Annotated in this window: 12 protein-coding genes; 2 read left to right on the top strand and 10 right to left on the bottom strand. The window is 43.5% G+C overall.

Features of this window, described 5'->3' with window-relative positions; genetic code table 11:
* Positions 1-1691: 1691 nt before the first annotated feature.
* From OCV37_RS07370 to matP, 3 genes are all read right to left on the bottom strand, one after another.
* Positions 1692-3371 (bottom strand): sensor domain-containing diguanylate cyclase, encoded by a 1680-nt coding sequence (locus OCV37_RS07370; protein ID WP_169739352.1) that lies wholly within the window; start codon positions 3369-3371, stop codon positions 1692-1694.
* Positions 3372-3660: 289 nt separating this feature from the next.
* Complete coding sequence (locus OCV37_RS07365; protein WP_038179360.1) at positions 3661-3978, bottom strand: DUF3634 family protein; 318 nt, start codon at positions 3976-3978, stop codon at positions 3661-3663.
* 15 nt (positions 3979-3993) lie between these two features.
* Entirely contained in the window at positions 3994-4443 is a 450-nt protein-coding gene (gene matP, locus OCV37_RS07360; RefSeq protein ID WP_038179362.1) for a macrodomain Ter protein MatP, read from the bottom strand.
* Between the two features lie 166 nt (positions 4444-4609).
* Here matP and OCV37_RS07355 point away from each other — a divergent pair, with 166 nt between their 5' ends.
* Positions 4610-6298, top strand: coding sequence for a S16 family serine protease (locus OCV37_RS07355; protein WP_038179364.1), 1689 nt, complete (start codon positions 4610-4612; stop codon positions 6296-6298).
* 65 nt (positions 6299-6363) lie between these two features.
* The gene (fabA, locus tag OCV37_RS07350; RefSeq protein ID WP_021020321.1) at positions 6364-6882 is read left to right on the top strand and encodes a bifunctional 3-hydroxydecanoyl-ACP dehydratase/trans-2-decenoyl-ACP isomerase; all 519 of its coding nucleotides are present in this window, start codon (positions 6364-6366) and stop codon (positions 6880-6882) included.
* A gap of 134 nt (positions 6883-7016) precedes the next feature.
* Here the strand turns inward: fabA and rmf are convergent, their stop codons facing one another.
* The 7 genes from rmf to OCV37_RS07315 all read right to left on the bottom strand — a co-directional run bounded on the left by rmf (position 7017) and on the right by OCV37_RS07315 (position 20392).
* On the bottom strand, positions 7017-7190 hold the full coding sequence (gene rmf, locus OCV37_RS07345; RefSeq protein ID WP_027694189.1) for a ribosome modulation factor: 174 nt from the start codon (positions 7188-7190) through the stop codon (positions 7017-7019).
* Positions 7191-7362: 172 nt separating this feature from the next.
* The gene (locus OCV37_RS07340) at positions 7363-9048 is read right to left on the bottom strand and encodes a DUF3466 family protein (RefSeq protein ID WP_038179366.1); all 1686 of its coding nucleotides are present in this window, start codon (positions 9046-9048) and stop codon (positions 7363-7365) included.
* A complete protein-coding gene (locus OCV37_RS07335; protein ID WP_038179368.1) occupies positions 9048-10997 on the bottom strand; it encodes an ABC transporter ATP-binding protein in 1950 nt (649 codons plus the stop codon). The genes OCV37_RS07340 and OCV37_RS07335 overlap by 1 nt, the downstream gene beginning before the upstream one ends.
* Positions 10998-11213: 216 nt before the next feature.
* On the bottom strand, positions 11214-13343 hold the full coding sequence (rlmKL, locus tag OCV37_RS07330; RefSeq protein WP_038179370.1) for a bifunctional 23S rRNA (guanine(2069)-N(7))-methyltransferase RlmK/23S rRNA (guanine(2445)-N(2))-methyltransferase RlmL: 2130 nt from the start codon (positions 13341-13343) through the stop codon (positions 11214-11216).
* A 429-nt stretch (positions 13344-13772) separates the two neighbouring features.
* On the bottom strand, positions 13773-14309 hold the full coding sequence (locus tag OCV37_RS07325; protein ID WP_038179371.1) for a cell division protein ZapC: 537 nt from the start codon (positions 14307-14309) through the stop codon (positions 13773-13775).
* Between the two features lie 179 nt (positions 14310-14488).
* The gene (gene pyrD / locus OCV37_RS07320) at positions 14489-15499 is read right to left on the bottom strand and encodes a quinone-dependent dihydroorotate dehydrogenase (RefSeq protein WP_038179374.1); all 1011 of its coding nucleotides are present in this window, start codon (positions 15497-15499) and stop codon (positions 14489-14491) included.
* Between the two features lie 45 nt (positions 15500-15544).
* The gene (locus OCV37_RS07315) at positions 15545-20392 is read right to left on the bottom strand and encodes an NAD-glutamate dehydrogenase (protein WP_038179376.1); all 4848 of its coding nucleotides are present in this window, start codon (positions 20390-20392) and stop codon (positions 15545-15547) included.
* Positions 20393-20508 lie beyond the last annotated feature (116 nt).

The following is a 20508-nucleotide window of genomic DNA, read 5'->3' as shown; positions in this document are numbered from 1 at the left end:
CTGAGCCGCTATCAAGATAGAAATAATTGCCTAACAATTTGCTGAACAATTGTTAAGCAACTATTTTCAATCAAAATCAATAACATAAAATAATCATTTCATATTTGGAAATATTTATTGAAAATTTCAACATGAGATATAGTTCTCAAAAAATCAGGAAACGGTAGGTATGTGTTGCAGTTCAACATGAGGGGTGTTTTATTTATTTTCTTTGACTCGCATCTTATAATAGTGCACATATAAATAATAAAAGTGTAAAAATAAAATAGAGTTTATACTTTAACAAATCAAGTATAGATGAAAAAAATCATTTTGTAATGTTGCCCATGAAAAAATTAGTATCATTTTTATCAAAAGAAAGAGATTATCATTTCAATACGAAATCGTATCACAAGCGTTTTTGAATATATGACGGTATAAAATCGAGAACGTCTCTGATCTTGCATCAGCAGAAGACTGGGGGTTATGGCATTTTTTAATATCGACTTACTCTCACAAAAAGTTTATACCAAGACTTATTATGAGAGGGTTTTATATGATTACATATCATTTGTCCTGTTTTGAAATGCTATTTATTATGGAGTATTTACTCCAATTCTCATTGCTAAATAATAAATTTAATTAACCGGACAAATAATTTCAAAAGTTTACGTAAAGCTATCAACCGGACAGGCCAAGAAGTCCCAGAAGTTAAGATACAAACAGACTAACTTTTAATATGGGATAATCAACTGATAAGTATTTATGAGCTGCAAGACGGCTTACAACACGCAACTCAATTCAATCTGGTTTGTGAACAGCCAAGACAGCCAAGACAGCCAAGAAAAGAAAGGATTTAGTTAGGACAGACAAGGCTTGAATCGATGATGATTGTCAATCATCACGAGGATGCACATCATCATCGATTCTGAACCGGTGGACGGCCGTACATGATAACTTGGGATGGCGCATAACTTCTCACAACACAAAGATAGGCTGCAAGAGTGAAAGCCATAATCAGATTTAACGTCCCAATATTTATCGTTATCGTTTTTCCAAAATCGGCGTTCAGAGGATGGGAGAATGAATAAGAAGTTAGGGCATAGAGAATGAACACATTGAATCGTCTCGAATATTATATTTAACATAATATATATAATACGTACTTAATTATAAGAGAGAGTGACAGCCTGTTGCTGATGCCGTCTTTTATCAACTCTGTAGATGTAGAAATACACATTTATGCCTTGTACGAATCATATCGTTTCCTTGCAATGTCTTGGTAAGCTTAACGCTGTTTCTGGTACATCTGCCAAGCTGGTCGTTCTGTATTTCAAACGCCGCAACACTAAACACACAAACCATCGTCCGCCAGCCTGACTTGAATCAGAAATTTGCGGCTCTGCTATCTGTCGTCGTCATACCCAGCTTCAGTCTTCTGAGGATTATCATGGCTATCTACATGGTTAGCCCAAGCGTCTCATCTGATGATGATTCATCGATAGTATTCTGGAAGCAAAAAGTATTTATATTCGCAGTCGAATTCCCAGTTTTTTTGCATACCAGTTGCCCTTAGGCTTGCTAGTTTTGTTGGTTATGGGGGTTGCTATCTATTTTTTATTGGAGATATGTGTAAGGTTTTTTAATTCATTCTATTAGTTATAGTGCATCAGTATATATCGATTTAACCTTAAACGGCCAAATGAGCATCATTAAATAAGTAACTTCGCTTCACCTGTCACGGTTTCTACAACGGGAGCATTTGATACTAAAGGTTGCTCACTATTCATACGTCCGACAACCTGACAACGTCCGCGATCTTTGGCTTCATACAGCCCTTGATCGGCTTCATTCAGTAATTCAGCGACCGAATTTTTTCCAAGCGATGAGCTGACGCCTAAACTAATCGTTACTTGACCGGTCTGTCTGAAACGGTGTTGAGCAACAATACTACAAAGTTTATTGGCCATATGAAATGCGGCTAAATAGTCAGATTGAGGACAAATGACGACGAACTCCTCACCACCCCAACGGCCAATGTCATTCGGTTGATTCAAAGATTGCTGTAGCAACTGGGTTATTTCAATCAAAGTATTATCACCGACCAAGTGTCCGTATTCATCATTGATCGTTTTAAAATAATCAATATCGATCAGAATGATGGAAAACTCACGTCCCGATTTTTCTGACTGTTCGAGATATTCTCTCATTAACTCATCGAGTTTCATCCGGTTATAAATACCGGTCAATGGATCTCTTTCAGCCATTCGCTCGACTTGCTTGCGGTCAGTCCTGTCAGTAAAGATAGCCATGTACCCGGTCAGATTCTGGCGTTTATCAAACCTCGGTATAATCGATGTATGTAACCACAGCTCATCTCCATGATTTGTTTGTCCGTGGAGCTCACCTTGCCACTGCTTACCGGGTAATAGTGTTCTAAACATCGAAAAAGAGACTTGATTCACCACCAGTGAATCGCTGAGCATACCGTAAGACTGTCCGAGTAACTCATGTCTGGCATAACCGGTTAATTTTAAAAATGCATCATTACAACGTAAGATTCGGCCCTGCTTATCGGTAAAAATGACCGGGATATATTGATCGATAATATTAAGACTTGCCTGATTTTCAACCGACAGCTTATTTAACATAATCTTACGCTGAATCGTATGCCACATCATCAGCGCTCCAATTGGGATCGCAAGAGCAACCACTGCCATAATCGCAATCAATAACAGATTATTATCGCTATGATAAGGTGCCTCACCTCGCATTCTGTACGCTAGCGTTAATTCATCATGACTGGGGATTAAATGAGATAAGCTAAATGTAGAAAATCCAGAGGCTTTCCACATTGCTAAAGCGGTTGGCAGAGATGTATGAGGAACAGACTGAAAATCAGTCTCCCAATGGTTTAAGCTTTGATTGCCATATAAAATCTGACCGTATTTATCCAGTAAATAAATATCAGCATCCGGTTGAAAAAAGAGGCTCTGCCAGAATTCGGTCATATCAAGATGAATCGTCAGAGCACCGATCAATTGCCCATGCATGAAAATAGGCAACCCTGCCTGCAACATCAATTTCTCTGTCCTGATGAGGCCTGATTGCTGTCTTATCTGAGAAAACCAGATATCATTCGGTTTGGCTTGACGTAGTTGCCGGACATAAGGAACGATCGATTCCTGGTCAGGCGGTGAAAACTGAATTTGATTATCGGGCGCAGCCGATTTCACAAAACGAACCCGTGTATCGCCGCTTCGATTTAAAATATCCAGTTGTTCAATTGCAGGAAAACTTTGTGTCAGTTGCCGAATCATAGCTCGAAGAAACAGCGGACGACTAGGCTGCGAATGAGTCAGATAATCATGTACAACCTCACTCTTTTGCATCGATTGAAGCACGTTTTTTACGAGCCTTACATAAAGTTTAGAATATTGTTCAGCGCTGGAAAAGAAAAACTGTGCGTGATTTTCGACAGTCGTATCTCTTTGATTCTGAAATGTAATCAAAATGAAGGACATTGAGGCCATCGAGAGAATGACCCCAAAAATGAAGTAGATGTACTTCGTGTATGTTTTTGACAGGACCATGACATTATTATTCTTATTCCTTTAGTTAAGCAATATAAAATCTAGCTCATAATCAAGGAATTGCAAACAGAGGTCAGGTTTATTCAATCTAGTGTTTATTTTTTTGACTAATGCCCGATTTTTTCAGGCCGCTGAATGGGAATACATTACGAATCCGCTGTTGAACACTCTTTGGTATCGAGGAGGAAAATTTAAGCCGAATCCCCTCTCGACGTTGGTAAGCTTTTAGGTCTCCATCAAATGGCGAATGATGACCAATTTCAGTCAGGTTATGCTTTAAAGTCGTTGGTAAATGGCCTTTGACTTTGACCAACTGGCCTTTTTTAAAATGAACGTACAACACGGGCCGATCAAGAACAAGCAACCAGAAAATCACAACAGCAGCAATGATTATGACGTACATCATTAGATAATTCCTTGATTATTCGGATAATAATCGATTTAAATCTTCTTTCAGTGAGCTCATTTTCTGACTCGCTTTTTCAGTTTTAGAGGCTTCGCTGAGCAAATATTCAATCGCTTCAGATAAGGTGCATCCTAATTCATTCGCACGAAAGGCAAGTTTTTCCCATACGCGATAATCCAAATCAATTGACTTTTTCCGGGTGTGAATTTGTTCAGCGTTATAATGTCTTTTCCGTTTTGCCCGAATAGCCTGTTTCAGCTTGTTATCCAGTTCGGGGGACATGTGTTGCTCGATCCACTCCAAAACATGGATGGGCTCATGTTCAATCTGACTCAGTAACGCAATGGCATGATCAATCTCACTGTTATCAATGTAGCGAGTGATCTGAATGCCCTCTTTATACCGATGCATGAGGTATTGCCATTTCCACCCACATTCCAGATTTTCAAGTTGCTGGTATTTCATTTGGGATAACCTATTTGTCTTACGCGGAATCATTTTAGATGCAGTGACAGCGTAACCCATCATATGAGTATCTGCAAATAGATCATTGATCAATGGGACACAAATCTGTTTTCTAGGTGACTTTTTCTATATAATCTTTCATCTTTTAATTCATATTGAATATGCAATGACAAATGATATATGGCGCTTCGTAACGCCTCAGTTTGACGACTACAGCAAACAGTTCGCACAATACCCATCAATTCAACCTGCTGATTTTATGTCAACCCAGCCTCGGCTCCAATCGACACTGCGTCGCTTTACCGAGCTAACAGGACTGAGCCGCTTATTGGTGATCCATGCACCGGACAATTCAGTTTATCGCCATATTATCCAGAATAGCCTCTCAGCCTTACTGCCGGAAAATGTACCGGTGATTACCAGTGAATCGATTGAAAAGAAGCATCTTTTTACAACAGTCAAGGCAGATGACGGGCACCTGGTCAGCGAAGTTTCCGGCTTACTCGATAAAGCGGATGGCGGTTACCTTATTCTCTCGCCGAACTGGCTGATCAAAAATGCAGATAGCTGGCCGATTCTGAAAGGTGTCTTACTTGGTGAAGAAGTCTCGGCATTAAACTGTAATGAAAAATCCCCCCTTCAGTATGAATGGGCGAAACGTTACGATATCAAATTGATCTTATCCGGCGATCGCGAACAGCTGGCAACAGTCGATTATATTGATGACGACATCCGAAGCGGCTTGTCTCTTTATACTGAGGTTGAACTGGAGATGAAGATCGAGCCGGAGAACCTCACCCACTATTTCGCTTACTTAAAATGGTTACTACAAACTTACCGCTACCCCGCTCTGTCAGAAGACGCGGTTCGGTTATTGTTGACTGCCGGCGTCCGGCAAACCGAAGATCAGCAATACATACCTCTTTGCCTATTCTGGCACCGTAGTCTGCTGGAAGAAGCCACAATTGAAGCGGGCAATCATACCATTGAGTCTTATCATATCCAGTCTGCATTGGATAAACGCTATTATCGCGAAAGTTATCTGCCGGAACGTGCTCTGAGTGATATCCTTAATGGTCAGGTATTGATTGAGACTCAAGGAAAACAAGTCGGTCAGGTAAATGGTTTAACGGTCATCGATATAGCAGGACACCCGGTCTCTTACGGAGAGCCGGCTCGTATTTCATGTGTGGTTCACTTTGGTGATGGCGATATCAGTGATGTCGAGCGTAAAGTCGAGCTAGGCGGAAACCTTCATGCCAAAGGCATGATGATTATGCAGGCATTTGTCAGTAGTGCTCTGGAATTGAATGCGCCACTCCCCTATTCTGCATCCGTTGTATTTGAGCAGTCATATAGTGAGGTCGATGGTGATAGCGCTTCTCTAGCCGAGGTCTGTTCACTGGTGAGTGCATTGTCGAATATAGCCATTGATCAACAGATTGCAGTGACGGGCGCGGTCGATCAATTTGGCCGGGTTCAGGCAGTCGGTGGTCTGAATGAGAAAATCGAAGGGTTTTACCATGTTTGTTGCCACCAAGGGCTAACAGGCAAACAAGGTGTCATTCTCCCGAAAACTAATTTAAGGAATTTGGCACTTCACCATACACTGGTGAGCAGTATACAAGCTGGAGAGTTCCATATCTGGCCGGTATCAACCGTCGATGAAGCGATTCCTATCCTTATGGGGAAACCGTTTCGTCGAAAAGATACAGACGTCGTCCTCAACAAGGATAACGGCTTTGAAAAAAATAGTGTTCTTGAAAAAATAGCGGAAAGAATTGAATTATTCGAGCGTGAAGAAAATCCGGAAAGTTTATGGGAAAAACTCAAAAATAGACTGAATTTTTACTGATCGGAGTTGTTTCACATACACCGCTTCACTAACATGCTCGCTGTTAATATTTGGAGTAATAAATAATGCAAAATAAACGTGAATCTTATAATCGTGACGACCTTCTGGCATCAAGCAGAGGTGAACTCTTTGGGCCAGGATATCCACAATTACCAGCTCCCAATATGTTAATGATGGATCGTGTCACCAAGATGTCTGAGACAGAAGGTGAATTTGGTAAAGGTTTGATTCTGGCTGAGCTTGATATTACTCCTGATCTATGGTTTTTTGACTGCCATTTCCCTGGTGACCCAGTGATGCCAGGATGTCTCGGACTTGATGCGATGTGGCAGCTTGTCGGCTTCTTCTTAGGCTGGGTTGGCGGTAAAGGTAAAGGCCGGGCTTTAGGTGTCGGTGAAGTTAAATTTACCGGTCAGATTCTGCCAACTGCTAAAAAAGTAACTTACGAAATCAACATGAAACGTGTCGTCAATCGTAAACTGGTTATGGGTGTCGCAGATGGCCGGGTTTTAGTGGATGGTAAAGAAATTTATGTTGCCAAAGATCTGAAAGTTGGCCTGTTCCAAGATACATCAACTTTCTAATTATTATTTTATTTAAGCGGTTCGTGGACGAGCCGTTTTTTTCTGATGCAAATCATTAGTTATAGTGCATTAGAGGCCAACAATAAAGCCCCTGTTTATAGGGGCTGTTTTCTCAGTGTATGTGGAATGTTTCGTTATTTATAGAGACCTGCATTCTTATCATCTCTGGCTTCGCGCCAACCGCCCATCCAATAGGAGCGAACATCCATCTGTTGGTAAGGGCACTCTTCAGCAGAACGACCATTTAAACCCGCTTTGTACCCTTGAGACTGTGCTCTTCCCAGACGATCTCGCTTTTGTCTCTTCATAGTAAAGTCCTCATACATTAACGATTCATTAACTGATTACTGTTACAACGATGTGGCTTTTTTATGACCACGTCTTTAAGAATCGCTCAATTAAGAAGCAGACTCAAGCATAAAAAGAGACCAAAATGCGTGCAAATCAAAATCTGTGATTCATTCCGATTATTGACAAAACTCATCGTTTCCGTCGGAACCAAAGCAGACTCAGTAATGTCAAACCTGCGCTACCCAAAGCACCACCACTACGTTTAATTGAACTGGATTCTTGCCCTCTGGCACTGATATCACTGCTGGTTGCGTTCTGTATCGGAATCAGCTTCACCGCAACCGTTGTCTCTACTTGCCCGCCATTGCCGCATGTCGCATTGTATGCAGTTGAATCATATCCGCCACTACACTTAATCGCAGTTGCTGCAATCACGCCGGCATCATTAATATCGGATGCATTCAGAATACGATACTGATTGTTATTCGCAGAGAAATTACCGCCATTGGTCAAATCATCCAGTAACCAGGCTCGGTTGGCGAAAATTCCCATGCGTGTAGCGTTACTGCCTGTTCCGTTATACGGATAGATGAAAGCGCGCTTCCGGCGCGGTTTACCGCTACTTTCACGGTTGGACTCCGTATCAACCTGACCAACGATTTCGTTAAAGTTATTGATCGCATTGGCATGACCACCCGCGCCGGAAAACGAAATATTGTCAGAGATAAATTGCGCTGACGGGGATGCAGCACTGACATCCGGCACCACAAAGAACCGATTTGCCGCCGCACCACCGGATGGTCGGCTTCCCGCTCGTTTTGCTTCCCCAATCGCAATCAGATTGTCGTTAACCGCAGTTAAGACGGTATTACTATAGATGCGGTCATTACCTGATTTGGTCTTGGCGTTATTAATCTCAGTCGAAGTCCAGTTTGATGCTGTTGCATAAGCACTGCTAGCGACTTTAAAGACCGTCGCATTCATAAAGTTATTGTCGCTATCGTAGGTATTGTAACCAATCCCGTAGATGGTTCCGCTCTTAACGACAAAATCACGCATACTGCCCTGAGCCAAACGCTGATCTTTCTCCTGACTGACACCAGGGCCCCAACCAATTTTAACTACCACACCATCACTGCCCCAAATCGCGGCATTAGAGCTGTAATAGTTCCCAAAAGTATTGGTCCGATTATCAGATACACTACCGACTGTGAAAGTACCGTCCGTTTTCCAGGCCCGGGATTTATCAAACGTTCCCGTCGGAGCAACCGGTGCCAAAGCGGTGACCGTCTGACGGCTATCTCCAGTCGAAAGTTGAATACCAACCGGCTCTTCACTGGTCGTCAGGCTATTGATTACGGTATTTTGACTACTGAAAGTGGATTTCCCCTCAACAAAAGCGATGCCATTCACGGTTTTATCCCCGCTCAACTCACGTTGCCACTCCGCCCAATGGGACTCTCCCCATGCATCACAAGTTGAGTAAAGCAACTCACTCTTACAGTAATTTTTCATATCGTTCTCGGTCTGAGCATAAGAGAACGCGTTGTCCATACCGAATGGGGCTTCCTCTCGATAGCTCATCCCGTCAACAGCTTGACCGGCCATTGTTTTTTGAATCCGAGTCTCTCCGGCAAGAGTAAAACCGGAACAAGACGTCCCGCCGATTGAACCGGCGAGAAAACAACTATTAAAATTAGTGGCTGAATTACTATCATTTGTCGACGGCTGAATCGCGACACCAAAGGCACTTTGATAACTATTCGAAGAAACCGGCGGCGTCACTTCAACCACTTGATAAATAGCGGCATGAGCCTGTGTTGCTGCAAATACGGAAACGGCTAAAAATGATATTTTTGTCTGAATCGGTGTCATTATGATTTACTATCCTGTTGTAATGCTTCCAGCTCTTCCCATCGGTTAAATGCCACCTCAAGCTCGGCTTCTGCGGCATCCAAGCGTTCCAAAACGGGTTGAGTCTGTTCCACCCCCTGCGAAAAGAAGTCAGCATCGTTGACCTGGGCCTGAAGTGTCGCGATTTCTTGTTCCAAAACTTCAAGCTGTTCCGGAAGTGATTCCAGTTCACGTTGCTGTTTATAAGATAATTTTTTACCTTTATTCACCTTCGCAGGTGGATTTGTTTTCAGTGAAGCGCCTGCAGACGGCTCCGAAGATAAATTCGGCGCTGACGCTTGGCTCTTGATCACTTCATTTCTCGCGGCGAATACTTGTTGACGCTGTTGCTGCGCATCATGATATCCGCCGACAAATTCTTCAATCTGCCCATAGCCCTCAAAAATCCAGCTTGTCATGACGGTATTATCTACAAAATGACGATCGTGGCTGACCAAAAGCAATGTACCCTGATAATTGGCAAGTAAATCTTCCAAAAGTTCCAGAGTCTCAATATCTAAATCGTTCGTCGGTTCATCCAGTACCAACAGGTTATTTGGACGAAGAAAGATTCGGGCTAACAATAAGCGATTCTTTTCTCCGCCAGACAACGCTTTCACCGGCGTTCTTGCTCGTTTCGGAGAAAACAAAAAGTCTTGTAAATAACTTAAAGCATGACGCGGACGCCCACCGACCATCACTTCCTGTTTACCATCGGCCAGATTGTCCATGACCGTTTTTTCCGGATCTAACTTCTCCCGATACTGGTCAAAATAGGCAACTTCCAGTTTTGTACCACAATGTAAGCGACCATGTGTCGGCTGAATTTGCCCTAATAACAATTTTAACAGAGTACTTTTACCGCAACCATTTGGCCCGATCAAGGCAATTCGGTCTCCCCGCATCACATTAAAGCTAAAGTTATCAATAATGCATCGACCATCAATCTCATACGAAAGATTTTCAGCTTCAAAGACAATCTTCCCGGAGCGAACCGTATCATCCAGCTGTAGGTTCACTTTGCCCTGTACATCACGTCGTTCGCTGCGTTCCTGACGAAGTTTCTTGAGAGCTCTCACCCGCCCTTCATTTCGTGTTCTACGGGCTTTAATTCCTTGACGAATCCAAACTTCTTCCTGAGCCAGCTTCTTGTCAAATTCAGCATTTTGCAGTTCTTCAACGCGTAACAGCTCCTCTTTTTCAGTTAAGTACTGTTCATAACTGGCAGAGAACGAGGCGAGTTGTCCGCGATCCAAATCAACAATCCGAGTCGCCATTGACTGAATAAAGCTCCGGTCATGCGAAATAAAGATGATTGAACCTTTGAAGTCTTTCAGAAAGCTTTCCAACCACTCAATCGTTGTGACATCCAGATGGTTGGTCGGTTCGTCAAGTAACAATACGTCAGGATCACAAACCAGTGCACGGGCCAGTGCCGCCTTACGCTGCCAGCCACCAGACAAATCCGTTAATAAGGTATGTCCATCGAGATTTAACGAGGCCAGAACATTTTTAATCCGTTCATCAAAACGCCAGCCGCCACTATGATCCAGTTGTTCCTGAACTTGTGCGAGTCGGGTAATATTTTTCTCACTCGGGTCGTGTTCAACTAACGTTAATAATTCTTGATAGGTTTGGAGCAGTTTACCAACCGCAGCAAGACCATCGGCAACATACTCAAATACCGTCCCTTCCTGATCTCTGGGCGGATCCTGTTCCAGACGGGACACCACCACGTCCTGTGTCACGGTCATTTTGCCGTCGTCCAGATGAACCTCTCCACAGAGAACTTTCATCAATGTTGACTTCCCGGCACCATTTCTGCCAACCAGACAGACCCGCTCGTTTTCTTGCAGAGAAAAGTCAATATGATCCAGCAACGGATGGTCGCCAAATGCCAGATATCCGTTATGAATGCTCATTAATGCCATATGCTTCTAACCAAATCTTTGAATGCTGTGAATATACAACGGCCACGTTCCTGAACCTCAAGAAAAAGTGACATTGTCACTTTAATAGTACGACTTTCAGGAAGACCATCAATTAACTAATATCAAATAACTAATAAAGCAGACTGCCTAAGGGCCAGTCTGCTTATGTTCATACAATAACGAAGCGGAATCATCGACTCATAAAATTGCGAGCAATTATTCCGCATCGGCTTGACGATGACGAATGAGCCAGCAATTATGAATCTGCTGATGCCGCTTAAAGTCTAAAGGCAACGTCTGTGAGGAAATATTTTCCGCAGAAAGTTGTAATTCAGTCAGCGCAGCCATATCCATCTTAAACTGTCGTTTATTATTGGAGAACACAATCACACCATCCTGACGAAGAAGACGCTTCAGATATTGCATGAGGTGAATATGATCGCGTTGGACGTCAAATGTCCCAGCCATCCGCTTTGAGTTTGAGAACGTTGGAGGATCAATGAAAATTAAATCATACTGACCTTTCGCTTGCTCAAGCCACTGTAAACAATCCGCTTGCTCATAACGATGTTGCCGCCCGATCTGCTTATTCAGAGTCATGTTTTCTTTCGCCCACTCAAGATAGGTTTTTGACATATCAACCGTTGTGGTTGATTTAGCGCCACCTAAAGCCGCATGAACGGTTGCAGTACCGGTGTAAGCAAATAAATTAAGAAAATCACGCCCTTTTGCCATTTCACCCAGACGACGACGTGTTAAGCGGTGGTCGAGAAACAATCCCGTATCGAGATAATCATACAAATTAACGATAAACCGGACACCATACTCCTGCACTTGTGACGTTTTAGCTTTAGTCGACATTTTCTGATACTGCGCATGCCCCTTCTGCTTCTCCCGTACTTTCAGGACAATATGATTCGCATCAACATCCATGACTTGTGTTGTTGCCCGAATCATATCAGTCAGACGTCGTTTTGCTTTCTCTGGCGCAATCGATTTTGGTGCTGCATATTCCTGAATCACGACATGATTGCCATATATATCGATCGCAGCATTATAGTCCGGAAGATCAGCATCATAGACACGATAACAGTCAAGCTGTTCCCGTTTCGCCCATGGCGTTATTTTTGCGATATTCTTACGTAAACGGTTAGCGAAGTCCGCTGCGACTTCCTGACCCGCCATCTGGCGCTGGGTCTCATCCCGTTCGGCAATCGAATAGAATTTTAAGTGACAAGGTAACGAACCATTTCTCATTTTGAACTGTTTATCAGCCCGCATCCGCAAACAGCTTAATAATTCGTCAGAGCTGGAGAGAAACATGGCCTTACATCCGCCAAATTCAGATTTTAGCTGCGCCCCCAAAGATGCATACAGTGCAATGAGACTAGGCTCTGTTCCCAGTCGCTCCCCATAAGGCGGGTTAGAAATCACCAAGCCAGCCTGAAAAGATGCCGGACACTGTAATTTTGCAGCATCCATTGATTGAAATTCGATCAGATCACGTACCCCGGCACGACGCGCATTTTCTTTTGCCAAGTTCAGCATCTTTGAATCATAGTCATAACCATAAATCGGCACAGATACTTGTTTGAGCCCTTTTTTCGACTGAACACTGGCTTGCGTTTTGACTTGGGTCCAAAGCTCAGGTTCATAGTCAGGTAACGACTGAAATCCCCAGTGGGCCCGATTGATTCCGGGCGCAATTCCGGCAGCGATCATTGCCGCTTCAATGACGATCGTACCGGATCCACACATCGGATCCAATAACGCCACATTGCCCTGCCAGCCACTGCGCATGATCATTGCAGCAGCCAGTGTTTCCCGTAAAGGTGCCGCACCAGCTTCCGTCCGGTAGCCTCTGATATGGAGGCTTCCTCCAACCATGTCGATCCCTAAGATTGCTTTTTCTCTATTCAGGCGGACGTGAACCCGAAGATCCGGACGATCCTTACTGATCGTTGGGCGCGGTAAGTTTCTTTTCGTAAAATGATCAACGATCGCATCTTTTACTTTGACCGCTCCGTACTGGCTATTCCGGATTGACTGATTGGTGCCATTGAAATCAACAATCACGGTTCCCGATAACTGTAAGTAGTCACTCCACCGAATGGCTGATGCAGAGAGATAAAGATCCATATCATCCTGACACGAAAACTCTGAGAGAACTCGGATAAAACGTGACGCTATTCTGCTCCAAAGGCAACAACGATAAATAAGTTCATTGGAGGCGCGGAACCGGACACCGGCCTGAACAACTTGGGAGTCACTGACACCTAAACGGTTCAATTCTTCTGCTAATAAATTCTCAAGTCCGATTGAAGTCGTGGCTAAATAATGATGCATCGATGGTCTTTACTCTGAAAATTGGTCCGCAATTATACCTGACATTCGTCTATTTGGGTAAATCAAACCGCGGAATTTTTCTTTTCCTGACCAGCCTTCCCCTTATTTTTTGTTTCCTTATATATCAATGCATAACCAGTAAGTGAGTATTTATTCACTGCAAAATTGGTCTATACCAGAAGGCCATTTACAATGTAAATTAATTACAAAAACAGCGCAAAAGAGGAACTATTACCTGAAAAAGGTCAGGATGACCCTGCTTTTTGTTATCGCATTGATGATAAATTTATCGAAATTTATGGATGAATCTCACAGTTGAGACCTACCTGTGATTGGATGATGGGGAATGACTCAGGATTTTAAGATAAAAAAAATCGGCCTTTCAGCCGATGGGAAATGAAAAAAGGAACAAAATACGAATGGAAATCACTAGCCAACTAAGGCTATAGGTTGTGAACCAAGGTTCACGTACTCCATACGGTCATGCATCACTTTGATAGCCTGACCATATTTGAGTTCTTTACCCGGAGCAAGTGTAAATGCTTCAAGTTCAATGCTGGCACATAAACTGGCATATTCACCCACTTCCAGAACAATAAAGCGACCAGCGTTCATTTGGTTTTTCAGCTGGACAATATCCCCGACATGCGGGACTGTTTCAGTATTCTGGATATCAAAGAACCAGCTTTTCGGTTGCACTGGCTTATGAAATCTTCTCGCTGCGACACAGTTTAGAACCAATTCAACTTTTCTTGGTTCAGATAAATCCAGATACGCAACACTCTCTTTAAATACTTGGTAATCACTGGCATCATCCACGGTGAACTGACCAGAAGTAAAAGCACATGTAACAAGCAGCTTTTTGGGCAGAAGGGTTTTAAACACCATCTCATTTCCCAAATCGAGCATTAAGTGGCCTTCTGTGTCACAAAAATACCAGTTCCATTTGTCACTCGGTTTCAGCATATTACAACTCTTTTCAATACGGATCATTTATGATACTCGTGCCCTGACAGAGCAGATTTACCAACGAATCAATATCATTCTAAAAGTGAAGAAATAAAAAAAAAGAGGAAATGAAAACTCATTTCCTCTCGATAATTTCAGGCTGATTTGCACCAAATCAGTACAATCTAACCACTCCACTATAAATTTTTGACAATGTCTTTTACTAGACCAGGACCATGGTAAATAAATCCAGAATAAACCTGCACTAGTTTAGCGCCAGCCAGTAGCTTTTCTTTGGCAGCCACATAAGAATCAATCCCACCAACACCAATGATTGGAATCTGCTCCCCGAGCTCTTGATACAACTTACGGATCACTTCGGTACTTCTGAGTTGAACCGGACGTCCACTCAAACCACCCGCCTCGTTCGCGTGTTTCATTCCCATCACAATCGAACGATCCAATGTCGTATTGGTTGCGATCACGCCATCGATGTTGTTGCGAAGTAAAGACTGACAGATCTGTTCCAGTTCATCGTCACTTAAATCCGGTGCAATTTTTAACGCCAGCGGCACATACTTATCGTGTTGCTTAGCCAACTCCGCTTGTTTTGCTTTTAATAGCGCCAGTAGTTCATCCAACGCTTCACCATATTGCAGTGACCGCAATCCCGGTGTATTGGGCGATGAAATATTGACAGCAATATATCCGGCATAAGAATAAACTTTCTCCATACAGATCAAGTAATCATCTGCACCGTTTTCAATCGGAGTATCTTTATTCTTACCAATATTGATCCCCAGCACACCATCATAGTTTGCCTTTTTGACATTATCGATCAGTTGATCAACGCCTTGGTTATTAAATCCCATGCGATTGATGATCCCTTCCGCCTCGACCAATCGGAACAACCGAGGTTTATCGTTCCCGGGCTGTGGTTTTGGTGTGACTGTACCCACTTCGACAAAACCAAATCCCATCGCACCAAATGCATCGATACATTCTCCGTTTTTATCCAGCCCTGCCGCTAATCCGACCGGATTTTTGAACGTCAGGCCCATACATTCAACCGGACGATGCGGTAAATGCTGACGATAAAGGAGATCAAGAGGTGTACCGGTAAAACGTTTAAAATTCTGAATTGCAAGATCATGTGCCTTTTCGGCATCCAACTGGAAAAAGCCACTTCTGGCGATACGGTAAAGCATTGTGCCTCCGAAAGAAAAAACCCCGTATAAACGGGGCCTTATTATTTACTCATTTGTCGAACAATTCAAATTTAATAGTGTCAGTTCCCTGAGTGCTACCGAGAATTTTGCAAATTCATGGACAGCGCCCACTTTAAACTCATTGAGAATATTCTCCCACCGTTGCAAGGCCACTTGATTCACTTCGATCCATTGTTCTAATAACTCAATTTCATCAAATGACTCGCCGAGACATCCGCAAGAAAGTACCTGGGATGTTAACTGACGTTGCTGCCAGTCAAGATCTTCTCTAAAGGCTGCACGGGCCAACGTTTGCCAATTATTATCAACCGCCTGATGATTGATTTGCTCTAAGAACCAATGGAGTGATAAACGCACACCGAGGTGGAAATATAGCTTAGCTGTTTGTTGAACCGTAATTCCTTTTTCTCTGGCAACCACGCAAATGTCCAGTGCCGAATTGAGACTGGAGAGCCGGGAAACATAATGAGCCATATCTTCATCGATACCCTGTCCGATCCAGCGATTGGCCAGTGCATCATGATCACTGATTTCTCTGCCTACCAAAGCCTCATTCAGATGAGCCGCAATTTTTTGTACATCATCTTTATAAAGTTCGATGAGTTCATTGACGGATTTTTTACCCATATGATTGCGGAGAATCCAACGGGACAAACGTCTTAAAAATCGCCGTACAACCCCCAGCACTTCATACTGAGCCCCGGTTGTCGCCTGATTATCCAGCCCCCGGATTTTTTCCATAATTTGGTCAAGGTTGTAAATATCCCGGGCAGCACAATAAGCATTGGTAATCTCAACAACACCGGCCCCGGTTTCATCCTGCAGACGAGAGACAAAATTGCAGCCCATCTCATTAACCATCTGGTTTGCCAGCGCGGTTGCAATGATTTCGATCCGTAATGGATGTGTCGGTAGCAACTCAGCATAGTTACGGCGTAACTCAGAAGGGAAGTATTGCATTAGTTGTGCAGCATGGTAGCTATCACCGGCAATCCGTTCATCCGCCAACTGCTCTTTCAGCACCATTTTCGCGTAAGCAATCAGGACGGAAAGTTCGGGACGAGTCAGCCCGACTTCTTGTTTTTCACGCTCGAGCAATGTTTCATCATCCGGTAAATATTCCAGCGCCCGATCCAGAGCACCACTCTTTTCGAGTGCATGAATAAAACGGATTTGCTCTTTCACCTGAGCGACACCTTGTACTTCCGCCACCGAAATCGATTCCGCCTGCTGATAGGCATCGGCAAGAACGATTTCTCCGACTTCATCCTGCATGGATTGTAGTAACTGATTACGCTTCTTCATGGTCAACTCACCATGAGCAACCAAGGTGTTGAGGAAGATCTTAATATTGACTTCATTATCCGAGCAATCAACACCACCGACATTATCGACAAAATCAGTATTGATTCGTCCACCTTTCAGTGAGTATTCAATGCGTCCCAGCTGAGTCAGACCGAGGTTACCACCTTCACCCACAATTTTAGCCTGCAAATCAGCACCATTAATTCTCACAGCATCGTTAGCCCGATCACCGACATCAGCATCTGTTTCTTGGGAGGCTTTCACATAGGTACCGATTCCCCCATTCCACAGTAAATCGACATCCATTTTCAGGATCAAACGAATCAAATCATTCGGAGCCAGTCTCTTCTGATCTGTTTTCAGCATGGTTCGGACTTCAGATGATAATGTGATCGACTTCGCTTTCCGAGAGAAGACCCCACCACCTTTTGAGATCAATTTCTGATCGTAATCTTCCCATGATGATCTGGGCATCTTAAATAAACGATCCCGCTCCTGCCAGCTTTGTGCCGGATCTGGATCGGGATCCAAGAAAATATGCAGATGGTTAAAGGCGGCAAGTAAACGCGTATGTTGTGATAACAACATGCCGTTCCCGAATACATCCCCTGCCATGTCACCAATCCCGATGGCAGTAAATTCAGAAGACTGGCAATCAATGCCTAATTCGCGGAAATGGCGTTTCACCGACTCCCATCCCCCTTTCGCAGTGATCCCCATCGCCTTGTGGTCATAGCCATTCGAGCCACCGGATGCAAATGCATCCCCTAACCAAAAGTCGTAGGTTTCAGAAACAGAATTGGCAATATCAGAAAATGTTGCCGTTCCTTTATCTGCTGCAACAACCAGATATGGGTCATCAGGATCATGTCGCACCACATGGGCCGGAGGCACGATCTCGCCTTCCTTAATATTGTCCGTGATATCCAGTAATCCCTGAATAAACTGGCGATAACACCGTTGTCCTTCCGCAAAAATCTCATCGCGGTTACTAAACAAATACTGCTTTTTACAGATGAAGCCACCTTTGGCACCAACAGGAACAATCACCGTATTTTTTACTTGTTGGGCTTTGACTAACCCCAGAATTTCTGTCCGGTAGTCTTCAAGTCGATCCGACCAACGCAATCCCCCCCGGGCAACTTTACCGCCACGTAAATGCACACCTTCAACATCGGGGGCATAAACAAAAATCTCATAAGCTGGCACCGGTGCAGGAATGTCAGGAATATCACGCGGACTCAGTTTCATCGACAACCAAGGTTTCGACTGGCCTTGATCATCAAGCTGGAAGTAATTGGTCCGTAATGTGGCCTGAATCATTTCCATATAGCGACGTAAAATACGGTCATCATCGAGGCTTTCAACATCTTCAAGCTGGGCTGAAAGTTCATTCACCAATTTATCAAATGCCCGGACACGTTTCTGCTCATCCAAAGCCGGATTGAAACGTGCCGTGAAAAGACCGACAAGACCTTTGGCCAGCTGAGGGTAATGGTTCAGTGTATCTTCAATATATTGTTGACTGAATGGGAAACCGACTTGGCGCATATATCGGGCATAAGCTCTCAGAATAGAAACTTCTCTTCCCGTCAGCGAAGCACTCAAGACCAAACGGTTAAATCCGTCATTATCAAGTTCACCACGCCAGATCGCGGCAAAGGCTTGTTGGAAACGATCTCTTGACTCACGAATATCAATCGCCATATCCGTTTTATGCAGCATAGAGAAATCAAGGATCCAATAGGTCTGACCGTTAGACTTATCCACCTCATACGGGGATTCACCGATGACCCGTAATCCGAGATTTTCAAGCATCGGCATCACATCGGATAAATGAATCGGTTCATCGCGATGGTAAAGTTTCAGTTTGACAACTTTGGAATGGCGATCTTCTTCCTGCGGACGATAGAACAGCATATCCAATTTATGATCTTCACTCAGCGATTCCAGCCGTTCAATATCCGCCACTGCCGTACTTGGCATCATGGCTTCTTTGTAAGAACGCGGAAAAGATTGCATATATTCTTTCGACAGGGGTAATCCTTTACTCTCGCCTAAATTCGCCACAATCGCTTCAGATAAGCGGTCATCCCAACTGGTCGACGCTTCCATGAGGTTCTGCTCTATTCTTTTCACATCAACATCCATATTATTGTTATCAACACGTACAATATAATGCGTGCGAGCTAACGGACTCTCTGAAAAATAGACTGTATAATCAACAGGTTGTTTTGAACCAAAATAATCAGCGAGCACCGCTTGCGTTTTTTTCCTCAGTTCAGTCGTATGTCGATCTCTCGCGACATAAACCATGCAACTAAAGAAGCGTCCAAACGGATCTTTACGCACAAACAACCGCAACAGATCCCGATCCTGCATTTGAACCACGCCCATACCGACTTCGAGTAACTCTTCCTCATTGGCCTGTAACAGTTCATCCCGTGGATAATTTTCGAGAATGTTATGCAACGCTTTATACGAATAAGCGCCCTCGCGATAACCACTGGCAGTCAGGATCCGACCGACCTTATCACGGATCAGCGGAATACTTTCGATCGTTTGGTTATAGACGGCTGAAGTGTATAAGCCGGTAAAACGGTGTTCCCCGATCACTTTGCCATTTTTATCAAACTTTTTGATCCCGATATAATCGGTATAAGCCGGACGATGGATCCGAGACTGGCCATTGCCTTTCGTCATGATCAACAAAAATGGTTTGGTGGCTTCCAAACGTGCTGAATCAGAAAAATCTGAAAGTTTGACCCCTCTCACCCGCTTTGGATCAGAAAAAAGCCCAAGTCCGAGCGCATCGGTCGGTCTCAATTCCCCGCCTTCCGATGTATCGATCAAATCGTACTCTTTGTAGCCCATAAAGGTGAAATTATGATTGGCTAACCAACGTAAGAACTCGATGGTTTCGACGAAACGTCCTTCATCAACCGGCAGTTGTTTTTTCTGTTTTTCCAGTTGTTGAATGACACGGTTGAGCTGTTCCACCATCGGCGACCAGTCTCTGACCACTAATGCCGTATCCGCAATTACACGGATCACTTCATCACGCAAATGTTTTATCTTTTGACTATCGGTTAATCGGTCAACCTCGATATGAAACATCGAATGTAACTCTCCCTCATGCTGACCGATTGCAATAATTTTATTATTTTCATCACGCTGGATCTGAGCAGGACCATGCAACATGATGTGGCAGGCCAGATCAAGACGGTTCAACACCATTTTGATCGAATCAACCAAAAACGGTGTATCGGGAACAACGACTTCAATAATGGTATGTGTCGATTGCCAACCATGTTTGCTGACCACCGGATTAAAAACTTTAACAGACTGTTCTGTGACTTTGGCTTCATTCAAATGGTGCCAAAGACTAATCACTGCCCCATAGAGATCGGATTCCGTTCGATCAATCAGGTCATCCTGAGAAACGTTATTAAAAAGATGCTGCGCTAACTGCTTAACAACTGAATGTTGTTCAGACTCTAACTTCGACTGAATCAGTTGATACACTTTCTCGACTAAAACTGGCTGTAATGTGTCACGGGAACCCATAGAAACCTCATCTATTACTGGATTATTTGCTATTTTTATTAGTTTATGCGCTAAAGAGAATCTTTTTGTAAAAGAAACAACTGAATTGTGAAGTAATTTTAATAAAAATTAACTTA

This window comes from Vibrio rhizosphaerae, assembly GCF_024347095.1.
Lineage (GTDB): Bacteria > Pseudomonadota > Gammaproteobacteria > Enterobacterales > Vibrionaceae > Vibrio > Vibrio rhizosphaerae.
The sequence above is the reverse complement of the archived record's forward strand: the minus strand, read 5'-3'. Positions and strand labels throughout refer to the sequence as shown.